The organism is Bauldia sp. (genome assembly GCF_020442045.1).
GTDB lineage: Bacteria > Pseudomonadota > Alphaproteobacteria > Rhizobiales > Kaistiaceae > Bauldia.
Map to the genome: position 1 here is coordinate 1 of NZ_JAGRLA010000159.1, position 14,281 is coordinate 14,281.

At 65.3% G+C, this 14,281-nt stretch carries 13 protein-coding genes; 1 reads left to right on the forward strand and 12 read right to left on the reverse strand.

The window, feature by feature from the left end:
- Window positions 1-15: 15 nt before the first annotated feature.
- Window positions 16-1,416: an aminotransferase gene (locus KDJ86_RS17525; RefSeq protein WP_291748785.1), complete on the reverse strand. Its 1,401-nt coding sequence runs from the start codon at window positions 1,414-1,416 to the stop codon at window positions 16-18.
- An 11-nt stretch (window positions 1,417-1,427) separates the two neighbouring features.
- Window positions 1,428-2,906, reverse strand: coding sequence for an NAD-dependent succinate-semialdehyde dehydrogenase (locus KDJ86_RS17530; RefSeq protein ID WP_291748788.1), 1,479 nt, complete (start codon window positions 2,904-2,906; stop codon window positions 1,428-1,430).
- An 89-nt stretch (window positions 2,907-2,995) separates the two neighbouring features.
- On the opposite strand from KDJ86_RS17530, the gene KDJ86_RS17535 reads away from it, so the two are divergent.
- A complete protein-coding gene (locus KDJ86_RS17535) occupies window positions 2,996-3,505 on the forward strand; it encodes an Lrp/AsnC family transcriptional regulator (RefSeq protein WP_291748790.1) in 510 nt (169 codons plus the stop codon).
- A gap of 39 nt (window positions 3,506-3,544) precedes the next feature.
- Here the strand turns inward: KDJ86_RS17535 and hydA are convergent, their stop codons facing one another.
- The 10 genes from hydA to KDJ86_RS17585 form a co-directional block, all read right to left on the reverse strand.
- A complete protein-coding gene (gene hydA / locus KDJ86_RS17540) occupies window positions 3,545-4,915 on the reverse strand; it encodes a dihydropyrimidinase (protein WP_291748793.1) in 1,371 nt (456 codons plus the stop codon).
- A gap of 41 nt (window positions 4,916-4,956) precedes the next feature.
- Entirely contained in the window at window positions 4,957-6,180 is a 1,224-nt protein-coding gene (locus tag KDJ86_RS17545; RefSeq protein ID WP_291748796.1) for a Zn-dependent hydrolase, read from the reverse strand.
- A 38-nt stretch (window positions 6,181-6,218) separates the two neighbouring features.
- Complete coding sequence (locus tag KDJ86_RS17550) at window positions 6,219-7,298, reverse strand: Ldh family oxidoreductase (protein WP_291748797.1); 1,080 nt, start codon at window positions 7,296-7,298, stop codon at window positions 6,219-6,221.
- 69 nt (window positions 7,299-7,367) lie between these two features.
- A complete protein-coding gene (locus KDJ86_RS17555; protein WP_291748799.1) occupies window positions 7,368-8,756 on the reverse strand; it encodes an ArgE/DapE family deacylase in 1,389 nt (462 codons plus the stop codon).
- The gene (locus KDJ86_RS17560) at window positions 8,729-9,634 is read right to left on the reverse strand and encodes an allantoinase PuuE (RefSeq protein WP_291748802.1); all 906 of its coding nucleotides are present in this window, start codon (window positions 9,632-9,634) and stop codon (window positions 8,729-8,731) included. The genes KDJ86_RS17555 and KDJ86_RS17560 overlap by 28 nt, the downstream gene beginning before the upstream one ends.
- A gap of 23 nt (window positions 9,635-9,657) precedes the next feature.
- Window positions 9,658-10,428, reverse strand: coding sequence for an SDR family NAD(P)-dependent oxidoreductase (locus KDJ86_RS17565; RefSeq protein WP_291748804.1), 771 nt, complete (start codon window positions 10,426-10,428; stop codon window positions 9,658-9,660).
- An 18-nt stretch (window positions 10,429-10,446) separates the two neighbouring features.
- Window positions 10,447-11,226 (reverse strand): SDR family NAD(P)-dependent oxidoreductase, encoded by a 780-nt coding sequence (locus KDJ86_RS17570; RefSeq protein ID WP_291748806.1) that lies wholly within the window; start codon window positions 11,224-11,226, stop codon window positions 10,447-10,449.
- Window positions 11,223-12,254: an NAD-dependent epimerase/dehydratase family protein gene (locus KDJ86_RS17575; RefSeq protein ID WP_367116840.1), complete on the reverse strand. Its 1,032-nt coding sequence runs from the start codon at window positions 12,252-12,254 to the stop codon at window positions 11,223-11,225. The genes KDJ86_RS17570 and KDJ86_RS17575 overlap by 4 nt, the downstream gene beginning before the upstream one ends.
- The gene (locus tag KDJ86_RS17580) at window positions 12,155-13,225 is read right to left on the reverse strand and encodes an ABC transporter ATP-binding protein (protein WP_291748812.1); all 1,071 of its coding nucleotides are present in this window, start codon (window positions 13,223-13,225) and stop codon (window positions 12,155-12,157) included. The genes KDJ86_RS17575 and KDJ86_RS17580 overlap by 100 nt, the downstream gene beginning before the upstream one ends.
- On the reverse strand, window positions 13,225-14,280 hold the full coding sequence (locus KDJ86_RS17585; protein ID WP_291748816.1) for an ABC transporter ATP-binding protein: 1,056 nt from the start codon (window positions 14,278-14,280) through the stop codon (window positions 13,225-13,227). Before KDJ86_RS17585 ends, KDJ86_RS17580 begins: the two co-directional genes overlap by 1 nt.
- Between the last annotated feature and the right edge of the window lies 1 nt (window position 14,281).

The following is a 14,281-nucleotide window of genomic DNA, read 5'->3' on the forward strand; positions in this document are numbered from 1 at the left end:
CCTGGCTGCCGGGCTTCAGATGAGCTTGTCGCGCGCCAGTTCGTCCATCACCGACCGAACCGCGGATTCGGCGATGGATACGATCTCGTCGACCTCACCGCGCGTTGCGATCAGCGGCGGGGAGAAGCCCAGAATGTCGCCATGTGGCATGGCGCGCACGATAAGGCCACGATCGCGAGCCGCCTTGGAAACGCGTGCGCCTACCTTGAGGGCAGCATCGAAGCGCTTCCTGCTCTCGCGTTCGCCCACGAATTCGACGGCCCCCATCAGGCCAACGCCACGGACCTCGCCGACGATTGGCAACTGCGCGAACCGGGCCTTGAGCTGCCCCTGGAAATAGGCACCCACCTCGCGCGCGTTGCCGGGCAGATCTTCCCTCTCGACGATGTCGAGGACCGCGTTCGCAGCGGCGGCCCCGATCGGGTGGCCGGAATAGGTGTAACCGTGCGAGAACGATCCGACACGATCGGCGGCGTCTTCCATGACCCTGTAGACCTTCTCGCCGACGATCGCTGCCGAAAGCGGGAAATAAGCAGAGGTCAGGCCCTTGGCGATGGTGACGAGGTCCGGCTCCATTCCGTAATGCTGCGAACCGAACATCGATCCCGTGCGACCGAAGCCGGTGATCACCTCGTCGGCGATCAGCAGGAGGTCGTGCTTCTTCAGCACCGGCTGGATCGCCTGCCAATAACCTTCCGGCGGCGGGGTGATGCCGCCAGTGCCCAGCACCGGCTCGGCGATGAAGGCGCCGACATTCTCCGGGCCGAGGCGTTCGATGAGTTGATCCAGCTCGCTGGCGCGACGGGCGGAGAATTCGAGCTCGGTCTCTCTTGCCTCGGCGCCCCAGTAATGATGCGGGACGCCGGTATGGACCACCTGCGGCAGCGGCAGGCCCATATGGTCGTGATAAAAGCTCATTCCGGTCATCGATCCGGCCATGACGGTGCAGCCGTGATAGCCGCGCTCGCGGGAGATGATGATCTTCTTGTTCGGCTTGCCGCGCAGCGTGTTGTAGTACCAGACCAGCTTCGCCTGCGTCTCGTTGGCGTCCGAGCCGGACATTCCGTAGAACACCTTGCTCATTCTGCCCGGAGCCATCCGCACCAGACGGTCCGATAGGATCGCCAATTCGTCCGTGGTGTGAGCGGCGTAGGAGTGATAGTAGGCAAGACGATGGGCCTGGCGCGAGATCGCCTCCGCTACCTCCGTGCGGCCATACCCGATATTGACGCAATAGAGCCCGGCGAATCCGTCGATGAGCTGGTTGCCATGCGCGTCCTGAATGCGGATGCCCTTACCCGTCTCGACGATCGTCGGAGCACCGGCCTTGCCGGTGGCATGATCCTTGAGCCGCGTGAACGGATGGAGGACACTCCTCCTGTCGAGCTCGTTGATCTGTTCGATGTCGATTGCCATTGCAGGTCCTTTCAAGCCGCCAGATTGCCGAGGCAGATGTATTTCGGTTCCAGATATTCATTGAGGCCGTGACGCGCCCCCTCGCGGCCAAGGCCCGATTGCTTCCAGCCTCCGAAGGGAACGGGTGCGCCGGTAAACCTGGGCGTGTTGACGGCGATCATGCCGTATTCCAGCCTGTCAGAGAGACGCATCGTCCTTGCCAGATCCCTGGTGTAGACATAGGCGGCGAGACCCATCTCGGTGTCGTTGGCGCGCGCGATCACCTCGTCCTCGCCGTCAAAGGGCAGGATCGCGGCGACGGGTCCGAAGGTTTCCTCACGCGCGATCAGCATGTCTTCAGTGACGTCCGCCAGCACGGTCGGCACGACGAAATTGCCACCTAGCGGACTGTCCTGGCCTCCGGCCGCGAGCCGGGCGCCGGCAGCCAGTGCCTGGGCAATCTGGTGCCGGCATTTCTCGGCCACCGACGGGCGCGTCATCGGTCCGATATCGGTCCCGCTTTCCAGGCCGTGCCCCACCTTGAGACGGCGTGCTGCCTGCGCAAGGGCGTCGACGAAGGGCTCGTAGATGCCGCGCTGCACATAGATTCTGTTCGCGGCCAGGCAGTCCTGCCCGGACGTGGCGAATTTCGCGTCCATGCAGCCGGCGACGGCGGTATCCAGCGGCGCGTCGTCGAAGACGACGAAGGGCGCATGCCCCCCGAGTTCCAGCGACGCCTTCTTGACAGTTCTGGCGGAACGCTCCAGCAGGGCGCGGCCAACTTCCGTCGAGCCGGTGAAGGAGAATGCGCGTACCTCCGGCAGGTCGAGAAGGCGCCGCGCCAGTGCCACCGGCTCGCCGGTGACCACCTGGAACACGCCTCCGGGAATGCCTGCCTCCAGCGCCAGACGCGCAAGTGCGAGCGCGGAAAGCGGCGTCTCGGGCGCCGGCTTCACGATCATGGCGCAGCCGGCCGCCAACGCGGCGCCGGCCTTGCGGGTAATCATCGCCGAGGGGAAATTCCACGGCGTGATCGCTGCGGTGACCCCGACCGGCTGCATCTGCACCGACAGCCGGCTTCCGGGAATGTGGCTGGGGATCGTCTCGCCGTAGGCCCGCTCGCCCTCAGCGGCGAACCAGTCGAGAAAGGTCGCGGCATAGGCGATCTCGCCCTTCGCTTCCGCCAGCGGCTTTCCCTGTTCCGCCGTCATGATGACGGCGAGGTCCTCCGTCGAGGCACGCATGCCCGCCGCCCATGTACGCAGGATTTCCCCCCGCCTGGCGGGCAGCACATGGCGCCATTCGAGGAAAGCTTCGCGGGCCGCGCGAACGCAGGTGTCCACGTCATCCGAGACGCAGGCGACCACATCCGCAATCCTTTCCCCGGTTGCCGGGTCGATCACCGGCATCGTCTCGCCGCGCTCCACCCAGGAACCGTTCAGATAGGCCCTGCGCTCGAACAGCTCCGGCCGGCAAAGCCTTTTCAGCGCCGACCGCGCAACCCCTTGCATGAAGCACACCTGCGAAGACACGGAAGGATTTCGGCTTCATGTTAGCCCGACGGAACGCCGATTGACTGCGAACAAGCTTGAATATAGCCATGATCCTGCTGATGTTTCCGTTTCGGCGCAGGATTTATGCAAGCATGAAGCTCGACCGCGTAGACGTCGCCTTGCTCGAGGCCGTTCAGCGAAACAATCGCCTGACTTCGGAAGACCTGGCGCAGATCGTGCACATGTCTCCGACCGCCTGCCAGCGAAGACTGAAGCGCTTGCGGGAGGAAGGTGTCATCGAGGCCGACGTGGCTATCGTTTCCCCGAAGGCGGCCGGCCGTCCGGTGACGATGGTCGTGCTCGTCTCGCTCGAACGGGAGCGCGCGGACATCGTCGACCGCTTCAAGTCGTCGATCCGGTCCAGCCGCGACGTGATGCTGGGATATTACGTGACTGGCGACGCGGACTTCATCCTGATCGTCACCGCAAGGGACATGGAAAGCTACGAGCAGTTCACACGCCGATTCTTCTATGAAAACCCCGACATCAAGGGTTTCAAGACCATGGTCGTGATGGACCGCGTCAAGGCGAGCTTCGCCTTTCCGATCGCGGAGTGACGTCGGCCGGCGTCCGCTTGGGGCCAGGCGTCCGGCACTTCAGCGGCGATAGCGACTCCTCCTGACGAACTGGCCGCCACCTGGCGTTCCGCAGAACCTGCCATTCTCGACGATGACCTCGCCTCGCCGGATGACGGAAGACGGCAGACCCTTGACCTTCTGCCCCTCGAAAAGCGTGAAGTCGACAGCGTGGTTCAGCTTCGACTGGGTGATGACCGTTTCTGCCTCGGGGTCCCACAGGACGATGTCGGCATCGGCTCCCACCGCGACCGCGCCCTTCTTCGGTGCCAGGCCAAAAAGGCGCGCGGGATTGGTGGAGACGATCTCAACGAAGCGGTTGACGTTGAAATGGCCCCGGTTGACGCCCTGATAGGTCATGATCATCCGTTCCTCGATCCCCGGCGCGCCGTTCGGGATCTTGGTGAAGTCCGCCTTCCGCTTCTGCTCATCGAAAGGCCAGCTCACATCGTCGGAGGACACCACGCTGAGGGTGCCGTTGCCGAGCGACCGCCAAAGCAGCTCCTGATCCTCGCGGGTGCGGAGCGGCGGGGTCAGGATCCATTTCGCCCCCTCGAAATCCGGACGCGCCAGGTCGTCCTGCGTCCCGAAAAGATAGTGCGTGCACGTCTCCGCGATCACGTCGACATTGCGCCGGCGCCCCGCGATCACGGCGTCGAGCGCATCCCCGCAGGTCAGGTGCACGATATAGACTGGCGCGCCGGCCAGCTCCGCCAGCGCGATGGCCCGTCCCGTCGCCTCGCTTTCCACGCGGGGAGGACGCGTAAGGGCATGGTTGATCGTCGAGAGGTTTCCGGCCGCCACTGCCTTCTCGATCAGATAGTCGGCGGCATCGCCATTCTCGGCATGGACCATCACCAGGGCGCCTTCGGTCCGTGCCACGTCGAAGACGCGCAGCATGGTGCGGTCGTCGACCATCTGCGCATCCTTGTAGGCCATGAAAAGCTTGAAACTGGTGATCCCCTGCGATGGAAGCTCGGCCAACTCCTTTTCGACATCCGCGTTCATGTCCGTGATGACGATATGGAAGCCGTAGTCCGTGACGGCCTTGCCGCCTGCCTTGGCGTGCCAGATATCGAGCGCCTCGCGCAGGGACTGGCCGTGCCGCTGCTGGCAGAAATCCAGGACGGTGGTGGTGCCGCCGCAGGCCGCCGCGATCGTGCCGGTGCGAAAGTCGTCGGCGGTCTGGAAACCCGGAAGATCGAGATCCAGGTGGGTATGAACGTCTACGCCGCCGGGCATCACATAAAGGCCGCCGGCATCGATCTCGCGGGCCGCTCCGGCGATGTCGCCTCCCACCTGCACGATCGTTTCGCCCGCGATACCGACATCCGCGCTCTGGGTACCGTCGGCATTCACCACCAGTCCGTTTCTGATCACAAGGTCAAACATGCTCATCCGTCCTCTTCGTGTCGTGCCTTCGGTGGCGCGGTCTATCGGCTTGCCAGAATGCGCTCCGCCGCATCCGCCAGAACCTGGCAGCCCAGGATCAGGTCCGCCTCGTCCGTGTCCTCCGTCCAGTGATGGCTGATGCCGCCGATCGACGGGACGAACAGCATCCCGGCCGGGATCGTCCGACCCAGGATCTGCGCATCATGACTGGCGCCGCTCGGCATTCGCACATAGCCGTCCGGGCAGTGCTCACGCGCTGCGGCGAGCAGGGCCTCCTGGAACGAGGCCTCCATGTGGAGGGGTTGGCCGGCCGCGATCCGCTCCATCTTCATCTCGCAGCCCGTCATCTGCGATGCCTCCCGCACCAGGCCGTGCAGCGTTTCCTCGAGCCTCAGGAGGGTCGCGTCCTCGTCATCGCGGAACTGGAAGAGCATCGTCGCCCGGCCGGGGATGATACTCGGCGCGCCGGGCTCGAGATCGAGGCGCCCCATGGTCCAGACGGACCGCGTGCCGGCGGCCTTCGGAAAATTCGCGTCGATCAGGCTGGCCAGACGGACCGCGGCCATCCCCGCATCCTTGCGAATGGCCATCCGCGTGGTGCCGGCATGATTCTGGACGCCATCGATGGTGATCCTGTACTGCCAGATCGCGACGATCGAAGTGACGATGCCAAGCCGCTTGCCCGTCGCCTCCAGTGAATCGCCCTGTTCGATATGCGCTTCGAGATAGCCCGCATAACGTTCCGGCCGGATGGTTTCGCGAGGGAGCTTGTCGAGCCCCGCCTCCCTCAGCGCCTCGCTCAATGACTGACCGGTGCGGCTGCGCGCCGCATCGATTTCCGCCTGCCCCAGATCGCCGACGAAGGAGCGGCTGCCGAGGAAAGGCACGAAATGCGCCTCCTCGTCAGACCAGGCCACGGGATCGATGGCCATGTTCCGGCACGCCTCGCTTTCGCTGAAGGCATGGGCGATCTCAAGTCCGTAGATCACGCCCATCGCGCCATCCAGCCAGCCGGCATGATTCTGCGATTCCGAGTGCGAGCCTATCAGCATGGCCGGCCCCGGCCGCGGCGAGCGCCCGAAGACGTTGCCCGCTCCGTCGATATGCGCCGAGAGGCCGACGCTCTCGTACTGATCGACCAGCCATCGGCGGCTCTCCATATCCTGCGGCGAATAAGTGGGACGATGAACGCCGGTCTCGTAGGCACCGAAGGTTGCTAATTTCCGCAGCCTTTGAATGAGCCGCTCACCGTTTATCCTTGGCATTGTTGGTTCCTTCCAGATCGCGATGTCCGTCCTGCCGCTCAGGCGGGTTTCCGGTGCCGCGGTTCGACAGGGGCGGGAAAGGGACAGCCCAGCCGCCCTGCCCATGGCAAGATGTCGTCGACGATAGGGGCGATGAGTTCCACGCCGTCGCGAAGCTGGTCGCGCTTGCGGGCCAGCGCGCGGTCTCCCGGCACCCGGACGCCGTCGTGTCCGGGTGCCACGGCACTGGCCCTGCACTGGACGGCGAGCGAACCCATTTCGCGCTCGAATGTCTCACGGCCGGCGAAATGTGCCGGATCGATCGCCTGCACGAAGACGCCGTTCGCTTCGCTGTCACCGCTCTGCCCGGATCGGCCGAAGCCGCCGAGGGCGCCGGATACCGCTTCCGTCAGCAAGGCCATGCCGAATCCCTTGTGGCCCTGCTCCAAACCGCCCACGGGAAGGATCCCGCCGCCCCTGTCGACGAACTCCGACGGATCGTCGCTCAGCCGGCCGTCCTGCGATACGATGACCGGAAGCGGCAGCTTTCTACCGAGGCGACGGGCCCTGAACAGCGGCCCCTGAGCGGACATGGCCGCCGTGGTGTCGATCAGGATCGGATCGGCATTCGTCGGGATGCCGGCCGCGCTGGGATTGCAGGAAAAGACCCGGCTCAATCCTCCATGCGGTACGACCACCGCCTCGGTGGGCGTGCTCGCGGTGAGGGTGACCATCATCCGCCGCCGCGTCGCCCGCTCGAGATACGAGGCCAAGCAGGCGACATGCTGAGCACGGCGCACCACGACCGTGCCGACTCCGACCTCGGCCGCCATGTCACAGGCCCGGTCCACTGCCCTGGCCGTGATCCATGGGCCGGGAAGAAAATCCGCATCCCATGTCTCGCAGGCCGGGGTGGAGGCCTCGACGCGATGGTCGCCGTCCTTTCTGGTCTCCCCTTTCAGCAGCCATTCCACATTCGTCGGCAGCCGCTGCATCCCGTGTGTGGAATAGCCGAGCAGGTCGGCCTCGATGAAAAGGGAGCCCACGACCCTGGCCCGCTCGACCGGAAGCCCTGCGCACTCCAGCAACCGGGCCGAGAAGTCCACAAGGTCCTCGTATCGGTAGCGCTGTGCGTTCATCGGGATTCTGCCTGCAATGCCGGCGGGCGGGCCGGGACAATCTGGAGCTGATATCGGGTCGCGGCCGGCTTATTTGATGGACATGCTTCTGGTGCCGCACCACTCCGCGACGAACAACGCGATGGTTTTCGTGACGCGGAGCAGGGACGGAAGATTTACGCGCTCATCTATCGCGTGAATGTTTTCGGCCGCCGGTCCGTAGACCAGCGAGGGGATGTCGCCGTGGACGGCGAAGATGGCGGAGTCGAGGTAGCAGGCCATGATCGCGGACCCCAGCGAGCTACCGGCGGAGCGGGCCGCCTCATGCGCGCGGGCCAGCGACGCTTCGGCCTCCGTGCCGGGCTCCAGCGCGTAGCCCGCCTGGATGACGCCGACCCATTCGACGACCGGCGCCGGACAACTCCTCAAGACCTCGTCCTGTTCCACCGCCTCGGCGACGAAGCGCTCGAATTCACGAACGCGTTCATGCTGATCGTCGCCGGGATAGAAGCCGATCCTGCCGGCGAAGCTACACGAGCTGGGCAGCGACGCGGGCCATTCGCCGCCGGCAATGGTACCGATTGTCAGGGCCGCAGGATTCGCCACGTCCGGGAAGCCGGGATGATTGCCCTTTTCCTCGTTCCACCGGTGCTCCAGACGACGCAGATGGGACATAATCCGGAAGGCCGCATCGATGGCGCTTACGCCGACACCGATTTCCCTCGGATGCGCGGGAACGCCGCTGAGAGTGATCCGGAATTTGATGACGCCGGAATTCGCGCGCACAAGCGTTTCGTCCGTGGGCTCCGGGATAAGGACCGCATCGGCGACATAACCGGCATGCAGCATCGCGGCTGCGCCATTGCCCGTGACCTCCTCTTCGACCACCGACTGAATCTGGACAGGGGCGGTCAGTGACAGCTCCGCGGCCTCGATCGCGTCCATGGCGAAGATCAGAGCGGACAGGCCAGCCTTCATGTCGCCGGCGCCGCGTCCATACAGCCAGTCCCCTGCCCGAACGCCAGCGAAGGGGTCGAGCGACCATCGCCCGGCATCTCCCGCCGGCACGACGTCGACATGCGCGTTCAGCGCAAGGGAGCGGCCGCCGGCGACTTCGGGTTCCTTGACGCCGACGACGTTCCAGGTCTCGTCGTAGTCGATGGTGGCTGGCGAGAACGCCGGATGCTTGCCTATCAGCGCCCGATCGATGCCGACACGCCTGACATCGAAACCGCGCTCGCGCAGCGCAGCCTCGACGACTTCCTGCACGCCACGCTCGAGTCCCCTCAGGGATTTGCACCTGACGAGCGACGAAAGGAACGCCACCTGCCTGTCAAACGCCTTGTCGACATTGGCAAGGATGGAGGCGCGAACAGGCGATTCATGCTCGAGGCTTCCGATTTTTCCATGAAGAACGGGAGGTTCCTGCACACTCATCTTGCGGCTCATCATCAAGTTACGGGCCGGGTCGCCAGCCAATGCTCCGCGATATCCGCGCGGCGGCAGATCCAGACGCGGTCGTGGCGCTGGACGTGATCCAGAAATCGGACGAGCCCCATGGCCCGGGCGGGATGGCCGATCAGCCTGGCATGCAGCCCGACCGACATCATGCGCGGCCGGTCGCCACCCTCCAGATAGAGGAGGTCAAACCCGTCGCGCAGAAAGCCGAAGAAGTCGTCGGCGGTGGCAAATGTCCCGTCGGCAAATTTGCCATCATTGTGAGTCAGCGAATAGGGCACCACGAGGTGCTGTCGACCGGCCACTGACACGAAGTAAGGCAACTCGTCGTCATAGGCGTCGCTGTCGTAGAGAAAACCGCCCTCCTCCACCAGCAGCCGGCGGGTGTTGTCGCTGGGCCCGTAGCGGCAGTACCAGCCGAGCGGCCGCGATCCCACCGTGCTGGCCAGGCTGGTGATGGCGCGCCGAATGTGCTGGCGTTCTTCCGCTTCGTCGAGCTTGTAGTGTTCGATCCAGCGCCAGCCATGGCAGCAGACGTCGTGCCGTGAGGCGGCGATGAAGGCGGCCGCTTCGGAATTGCGCTCCAGCGCCTGGGCGCAGGCGAATATCGTCATCGGCAGATCGCGCTCGGCGAAGAGGCGCATGATGCGCCAGAATCCCACCCGGCTGCCGTATCGGAACATCGATTCCGCCGCGAGGTCGCGCTGGCCGCGCGGCACCGGCGAATTCGCAAGCTCGGTCAGCGCCGAATCCGACCACGAATCCCCGTCCGGGATGGCGTTTTCCGAACCCTCCTCGTAGTTCAGAACGAAATTGAGCGCGATGCGCGCATCACCCGGCCAACGCGGGTGGGGCGGGAGCCGTCCGTATCCAACATAGTCGCGGATATCCGTCGCCATCGTGAATTTCCCCTGTCGCCCGCTCAGAATGCCATCCAGCCGCCGTCGACCATCAACGTATGCCCGGTGACGTATCCCGCCTCATCGCTGGCCAGGTACAGCGCGGCCGCCGCCACGTCCGCGGGCCGGCCGAGCCGCGGCATGGGCGTTCGCATCACCGAATAGTCGTGAGGATCGTTGTCGGTCTCACCGGGCAGGCCGGTTGTCAGGATGCGGCCGGGCGCGATGGCATTGCAGATGATGCCCTCCTTCGCGTAGTCCACCGCAATCTGCCGCGCGATGTAGAGCGCTGCCGCCTTGCTGGCTCCGTACGCGAACTTGCCCGGCGCCGCGACGATGCCGTGCTGGGAGCCGATGTTGATGATCCGGCCCCGCGCATCGCCGACCGGCGTCTGGAGAAGCATCTGCTGGACGGCGCGCTTGCAGCACATGAAGACGCCCTTCGCGTTGACGTCGAATATCGCATCCCATTCCTGTTCGGACGTGTCGCAAAGCTTTCGATGCCCGATGACCGCGGCGTTGTTGACCATGATGTCGAGGCGGCCGAACCGGGCGACGGCGGTCGATATCAGCCTATCGATATCGGCCCAGACCGCCACATTGCAGGGGATCGCGATGGCCGTTCCGCCGGCATTCTCGATTTCTCGCTGAGTCGGCTCGCCGCCTTCGCGAGGCGCATCGCGAATGTCGGCGACAATGACCGTGGCGCCTTCGCTCGCGAACCGCAACGCGATGCCCCGCCCGATGCCCGAAGACGCGCCCGTCACGATAGCTGTCTTACCCAAAAGTCGCATGGTGCTCCCGCTCTGGCCTCAAGGCATCACATCTCCGCCATTCGGCGAGAGCACCTGGCCGACGTAGAAGCCTCCGGCGGCGGAGGCGAGAAGCAGCGCGGTCGGCGCGATCTCGTCGCTGCCGCCCAGTCGGCCGAGCGGCAGTTCCTTGCGCTTGTTCTCCCGCCACTCTTCGGGCAGGCTCAGCAGCAAAGGGGTTTCCACGGGACCGGGAGCGATGGCGTTCACCAGGACGCCATGCGGAGCGCCCTCGTGGGCGAGCGCCCGGGTGAACCCCTCGACGCCGGCCTTTGCGGCACAGTAGTGCGTGTGGCCGGCCGCCCCCTTTCGGGCAAGCTGGGACGATATGTTGATTACCCGTCCCCACCGGCGCGCCACCATCGGCCCGAAGAAGGCGTGCGTCACCTGCATCGTGCCGCGAAGGTGGACATCCAGCATCCTGTCCCAGACCGCCCGCGTCATCTCCTCGAAATGGACGAGAGCCCCGCCAATGCCGGCGCAGTTCACGACGATGTCCACCTGGCCCGCAGCGCGTTCCGCGAAATCCGCCAGCGAAGCGACCTGATCCTCATCCGACACATCGCAGTCGAATTGCCAGATCCCCGCTCCCAATCCTTCGAGGCGGCTGCAAAGCGCCTGCGCACGCTCGCCATCGCGGTGGTGACAGATGATCACGGTGGCTCCGCGCCGCACAAAAAGCTCGGCGATGGCCGCGCCGATGCCGCTGCTGCCGCCCGTCACCAGCGCACAGCGCCCCTCGAGGGAGAAGCCGTCGGGATGGAGCGATACCCCCGTCATGCTGCCGCCCCGTCCTGCGTCGGCCGGGACTTGTCCCGCAGCCAATCGGCATAACCGGCCAGGCCCCGGCGCAATTCGACCTGTGGCCGGTAGCCGAGATCCCGCGCGGCGGCGGCGATGGAATGCGACCCCTGGATGTTGTCCCCCTCCACCATGCCCGTACCCAGCCGGATATCGGCGCGCGGCAGCAGGTCACGGACGATCCCGGCCGCCTCGCCGAACGTGACCGCCACGCCGCCGGTGATGTTGTACGCGCCCTGTCGGAAGCCGGGAGCCTTGAGGGCTGCGACGACGGCCGCCGCAGCGTCGTCGATATGAATCGGCTGCCGCCGCAGGTCGTGGCCCCATTGAAGCCGCATCGGCGCGCCGGTCAGCCCGCTCAGCAGCATCTCGCGCAGGCAGCAGGCAGTCTCCCGGCGTGGCCCGTAGACCATCGACAGACGCAGGCTGACGGCCCGGATGCGGAAATCCGCCGCATAGGCCATGACCAGCATTTCCGAGGCGGCCTTGGTCGCCCCATAGACATTGGTGGGGCGCAACGGCGTCTGCTCGTCCAGGTTCTCGCCCTGACAGTCGCCATAGGCGCTGACGGACGAGGCGTAGACAAAGCGAGAAACTCCCAGCTCCCTGCCCAGTTCCAGCATATTCGCCGTGCCGACGATGTTGACCGACACCTGTTGCAGGGGTGAATTCCGGCCGACGTTCGGGCCGGACATCGCGCCGCAGTGCACGATGGCGGCGATGGCTCGCCCGGCAGTCAGTTCGCGCAGCCGCGGCATGTCCACAAGATCGCAGCCGAGAACCGGCCGGCCCTCGACCTCGGCCGGGACCAGATCGACGGCCATGCACGACATTCCCTCCCTTTCGAGGCGCTGCCGCACGGCATGGCCGACAAGCCCCGCGCCGCCGGTGACGATGACGTCCCCTCTCACGACACTTGTCCTCGCGCTTCGGCCGTCGCCGCGGGTGGATTCGCGTGGAGCGCGGAGCTGTCGCTGAAATGGCAGGCCACGGCTCCGGTGCCACACGTCCGGAGGGAAGGTGTTTCGTCCGCGCAGCGCTGCGGGTTCCCGATTTCATGCCGCAGCCAGCAGCGGGTATGGAAACGACAGCCCGAAGGAGGAGACAGCGGGCTCGGCAGATCACCCTTCAGGAGAATGCGCTGGTCGGGCCGACTCTTGTCCGTCACGTCCTGGATGGTGCGAACGGACGAAAGGAGCGCTTTGGTGTAGGGATGCCGGGGCATCGAGAAGACGTCACGCGTGGGGCCCTGCTCGACGATCCCGCCCAGATACATGACGGCCACATCGTCGCAAAGGTAGCGGATTGCCGCGAGATCGTGGCTGATGACCAAATACGAGAGCTTCCGCTCCTTCCGGATTTCCGTGAGGAGATTCATGATCTGCGCCTGAATCGAGACGTCGAGGGCGCTGGTCGGTTCGTCCGCGATGATCACCTCCGGACGCAGCACGAGCGCCCGCGCTATGGCGATGCGCTGCCGCTGCCCGCCGCTGAACTGGTGCGGAAACCGCCGCGCGGCGTCCCGCGGCAGGTGCACCGCATCCAGCATTTCCTGCACCCGCTTGCCGTGGTTGCCCTTGTCTTCGGGGACGAAGATACGCAGCGGCTCGGCGACGATGTCGTGCACTGTCATCATCGGGTTGAGACTCGAATAGGGGTTCTGGAACACCATCTGCAGGCGGTGGCGGCTGGCGGAGCGCTCCGCGCCGTCACGCGCCGTGATGTCCTTTCCGTCCAGCAGCAGTTGACCGGATCGCACCGGCGTCAGGCCCATCACGGCGCGAGCGATGGTGCTCTTCCCCGATCCGGATTCCCCGACCAGGCCCAGGGACTGGCCACGCCGCAACGAAAGTGAAACGCCTTGGACCGCATGGAGCTCCGCCTTCCGAATCCAGAGCCGCCCGGGTTTGCGAATCCGGTAGGTGACGCGCAGGTCGCGCAGATCGAGGATCGGATGCTCTTCTCCCGCCTGCTGCATCACAAACCCGCCATGCGATCGGCCTGAGTGACGCCTGCCGACACCGCACGAGGCTCCGGCGTTCCGCTTGCGGCTTCCCGATCGCTCACAGGATTGTGGCAGGCGATCGCGCGAGAGCCGGCGGCGCCTGACCGATGGATCGGCTCCATCGCCGGCTTGATCCGGTCGCAGACCGGCAACCGCCATCGGCAGCGTGGCGCAAAAGGACAGCCGGGAGGCAACGCCGCGAGGTCCGGCGGCGAACCGTCGATCGGCACCACACCGCGATCCTCGGACAGGCTTGGAATGGAGTGGACCAGGCCGACGGTGTACGGATGCATCGGGCGAAGGAACACTTCGATTGACGGCCCGCTTTCGACGATGGAGCCGGCGTACATCACATTGACCCGATCGGTGACCGAAGCAACGACGCCAAGGTCATGCGAAATCAGCACCATCGAAGCGCCGGCCTCGCGAACCCGCGACGACATCAGGTCCAGCATCTGGGCCTGAACCGTCACATCCAGGGCGGTGGTGGGCTCGTCGGCGATCAGCAGCTTCGGCTCGAGGACAAGTGCGGCGGCGATCATCACGCGCTGCAACATTCCACCGCTCAGTTCGTGCGGGTACTTGTTCAGCAGAACGTCCGTGTCGGAGAGCTCGCACCTTGCCAGTATATCGGCCGCCCTGCGCCTCGCCTCTGATCGCGAGACGCGGAAATGCAGTATGATCCCTTCCTCGATCTGCCGGCCGATCTTGAGCACCGGATTGAGCGAATTCATCGGATCCTGAAAGATCATTCCGATCTGACGCCCGCGCAGCCGCCGTCGCCGCGCCGGCCCCATCGCCAGGATGTCCTGCCCGTCGAAACGCATTCTGCCGCGATCGATGACCGCCGTCGGCAGCAGCCCCATAACGGCGAGATTGGTGACGCTCTTGCCGGACCCGGATTCGCCCACCAAGCCGACGGATTCCTTCCACCCCACGGAATAGGAAACGCCGTTCAGGACATTGATATCGTGGCCGTATGACCGAAACCGGATCGCCAGGTCGTCTATCTGGAGAAGTTCGGTCACG

What these genes read in the sequence shown, in the direction of transcription:
- KDJ86_RS17525 (WP_291748785.1), bottom strand. Translation starts at nt 1,416, where the DNA reads ATGGCAATCGACATCGAACAGATCAACGAGCTCGACAGGAGGAGTGTC.
- KDJ86_RS17530 (WP_291748788.1), bottom strand. Translation starts at nt 2,906, where the DNA reads ATGCAAGGGGTTGCGCGGTCGGCGCTGAAAAGGCTTTGCCGGCCGGAG.
- KDJ86_RS17535 (WP_291748790.1), top strand. Translation starts at nt 2,996, where the DNA reads ATGATCCTGCTGATGTTTCCGTTTCGGCGCAGGATTTATGCAAGCATG.
- hydA (WP_291748793.1), bottom strand. Translation starts at nt 4,915, where the DNA reads ATGTTTGACCTTGTGATCAGAAACGGACTGGTGGTGAATGCCGACGGT.
- KDJ86_RS17545 (WP_291748796.1), bottom strand. Translation starts at nt 6,180, where the DNA reads ATGCCAAGGATAAACGGTGAGCGGCTCATTCAAAGGCTGCGGAAATTA.
- KDJ86_RS17550 (WP_291748797.1), bottom strand. Translation starts at nt 7,298, where the DNA reads ATGAACGCACAGCGCTACCGATACGAGGACCTTGTGGACTTCTCGGCC.
- KDJ86_RS17560 (WP_291748802.1), bottom strand. Translation starts at nt 9,634, where the DNA reads ATGGCGACGGATATCCGCGACTATGTTGGATACGGACGGCTCCCGCCC.
- KDJ86_RS17565 (WP_291748804.1), bottom strand. Translation starts at nt 10,428, where the DNA reads ATGCGACTTTTGGGTAAGACAGCTATCGTGACGGGCGCGTCTTCGGGC.
- KDJ86_RS17570 (WP_291748806.1), bottom strand. Translation starts at nt 11,226, where the DNA reads ATGACGGGGGTATCGCTCCATCCCGACGGCTTCTCCCTCGAGGGGCGC.
- KDJ86_RS17580 (WP_291748812.1), bottom strand. Translation starts at nt 13,225, where the DNA reads ATGCAGCAGGCGGGAGAAGAGCATCCGATCCTCGATCTGCGCGACCTG.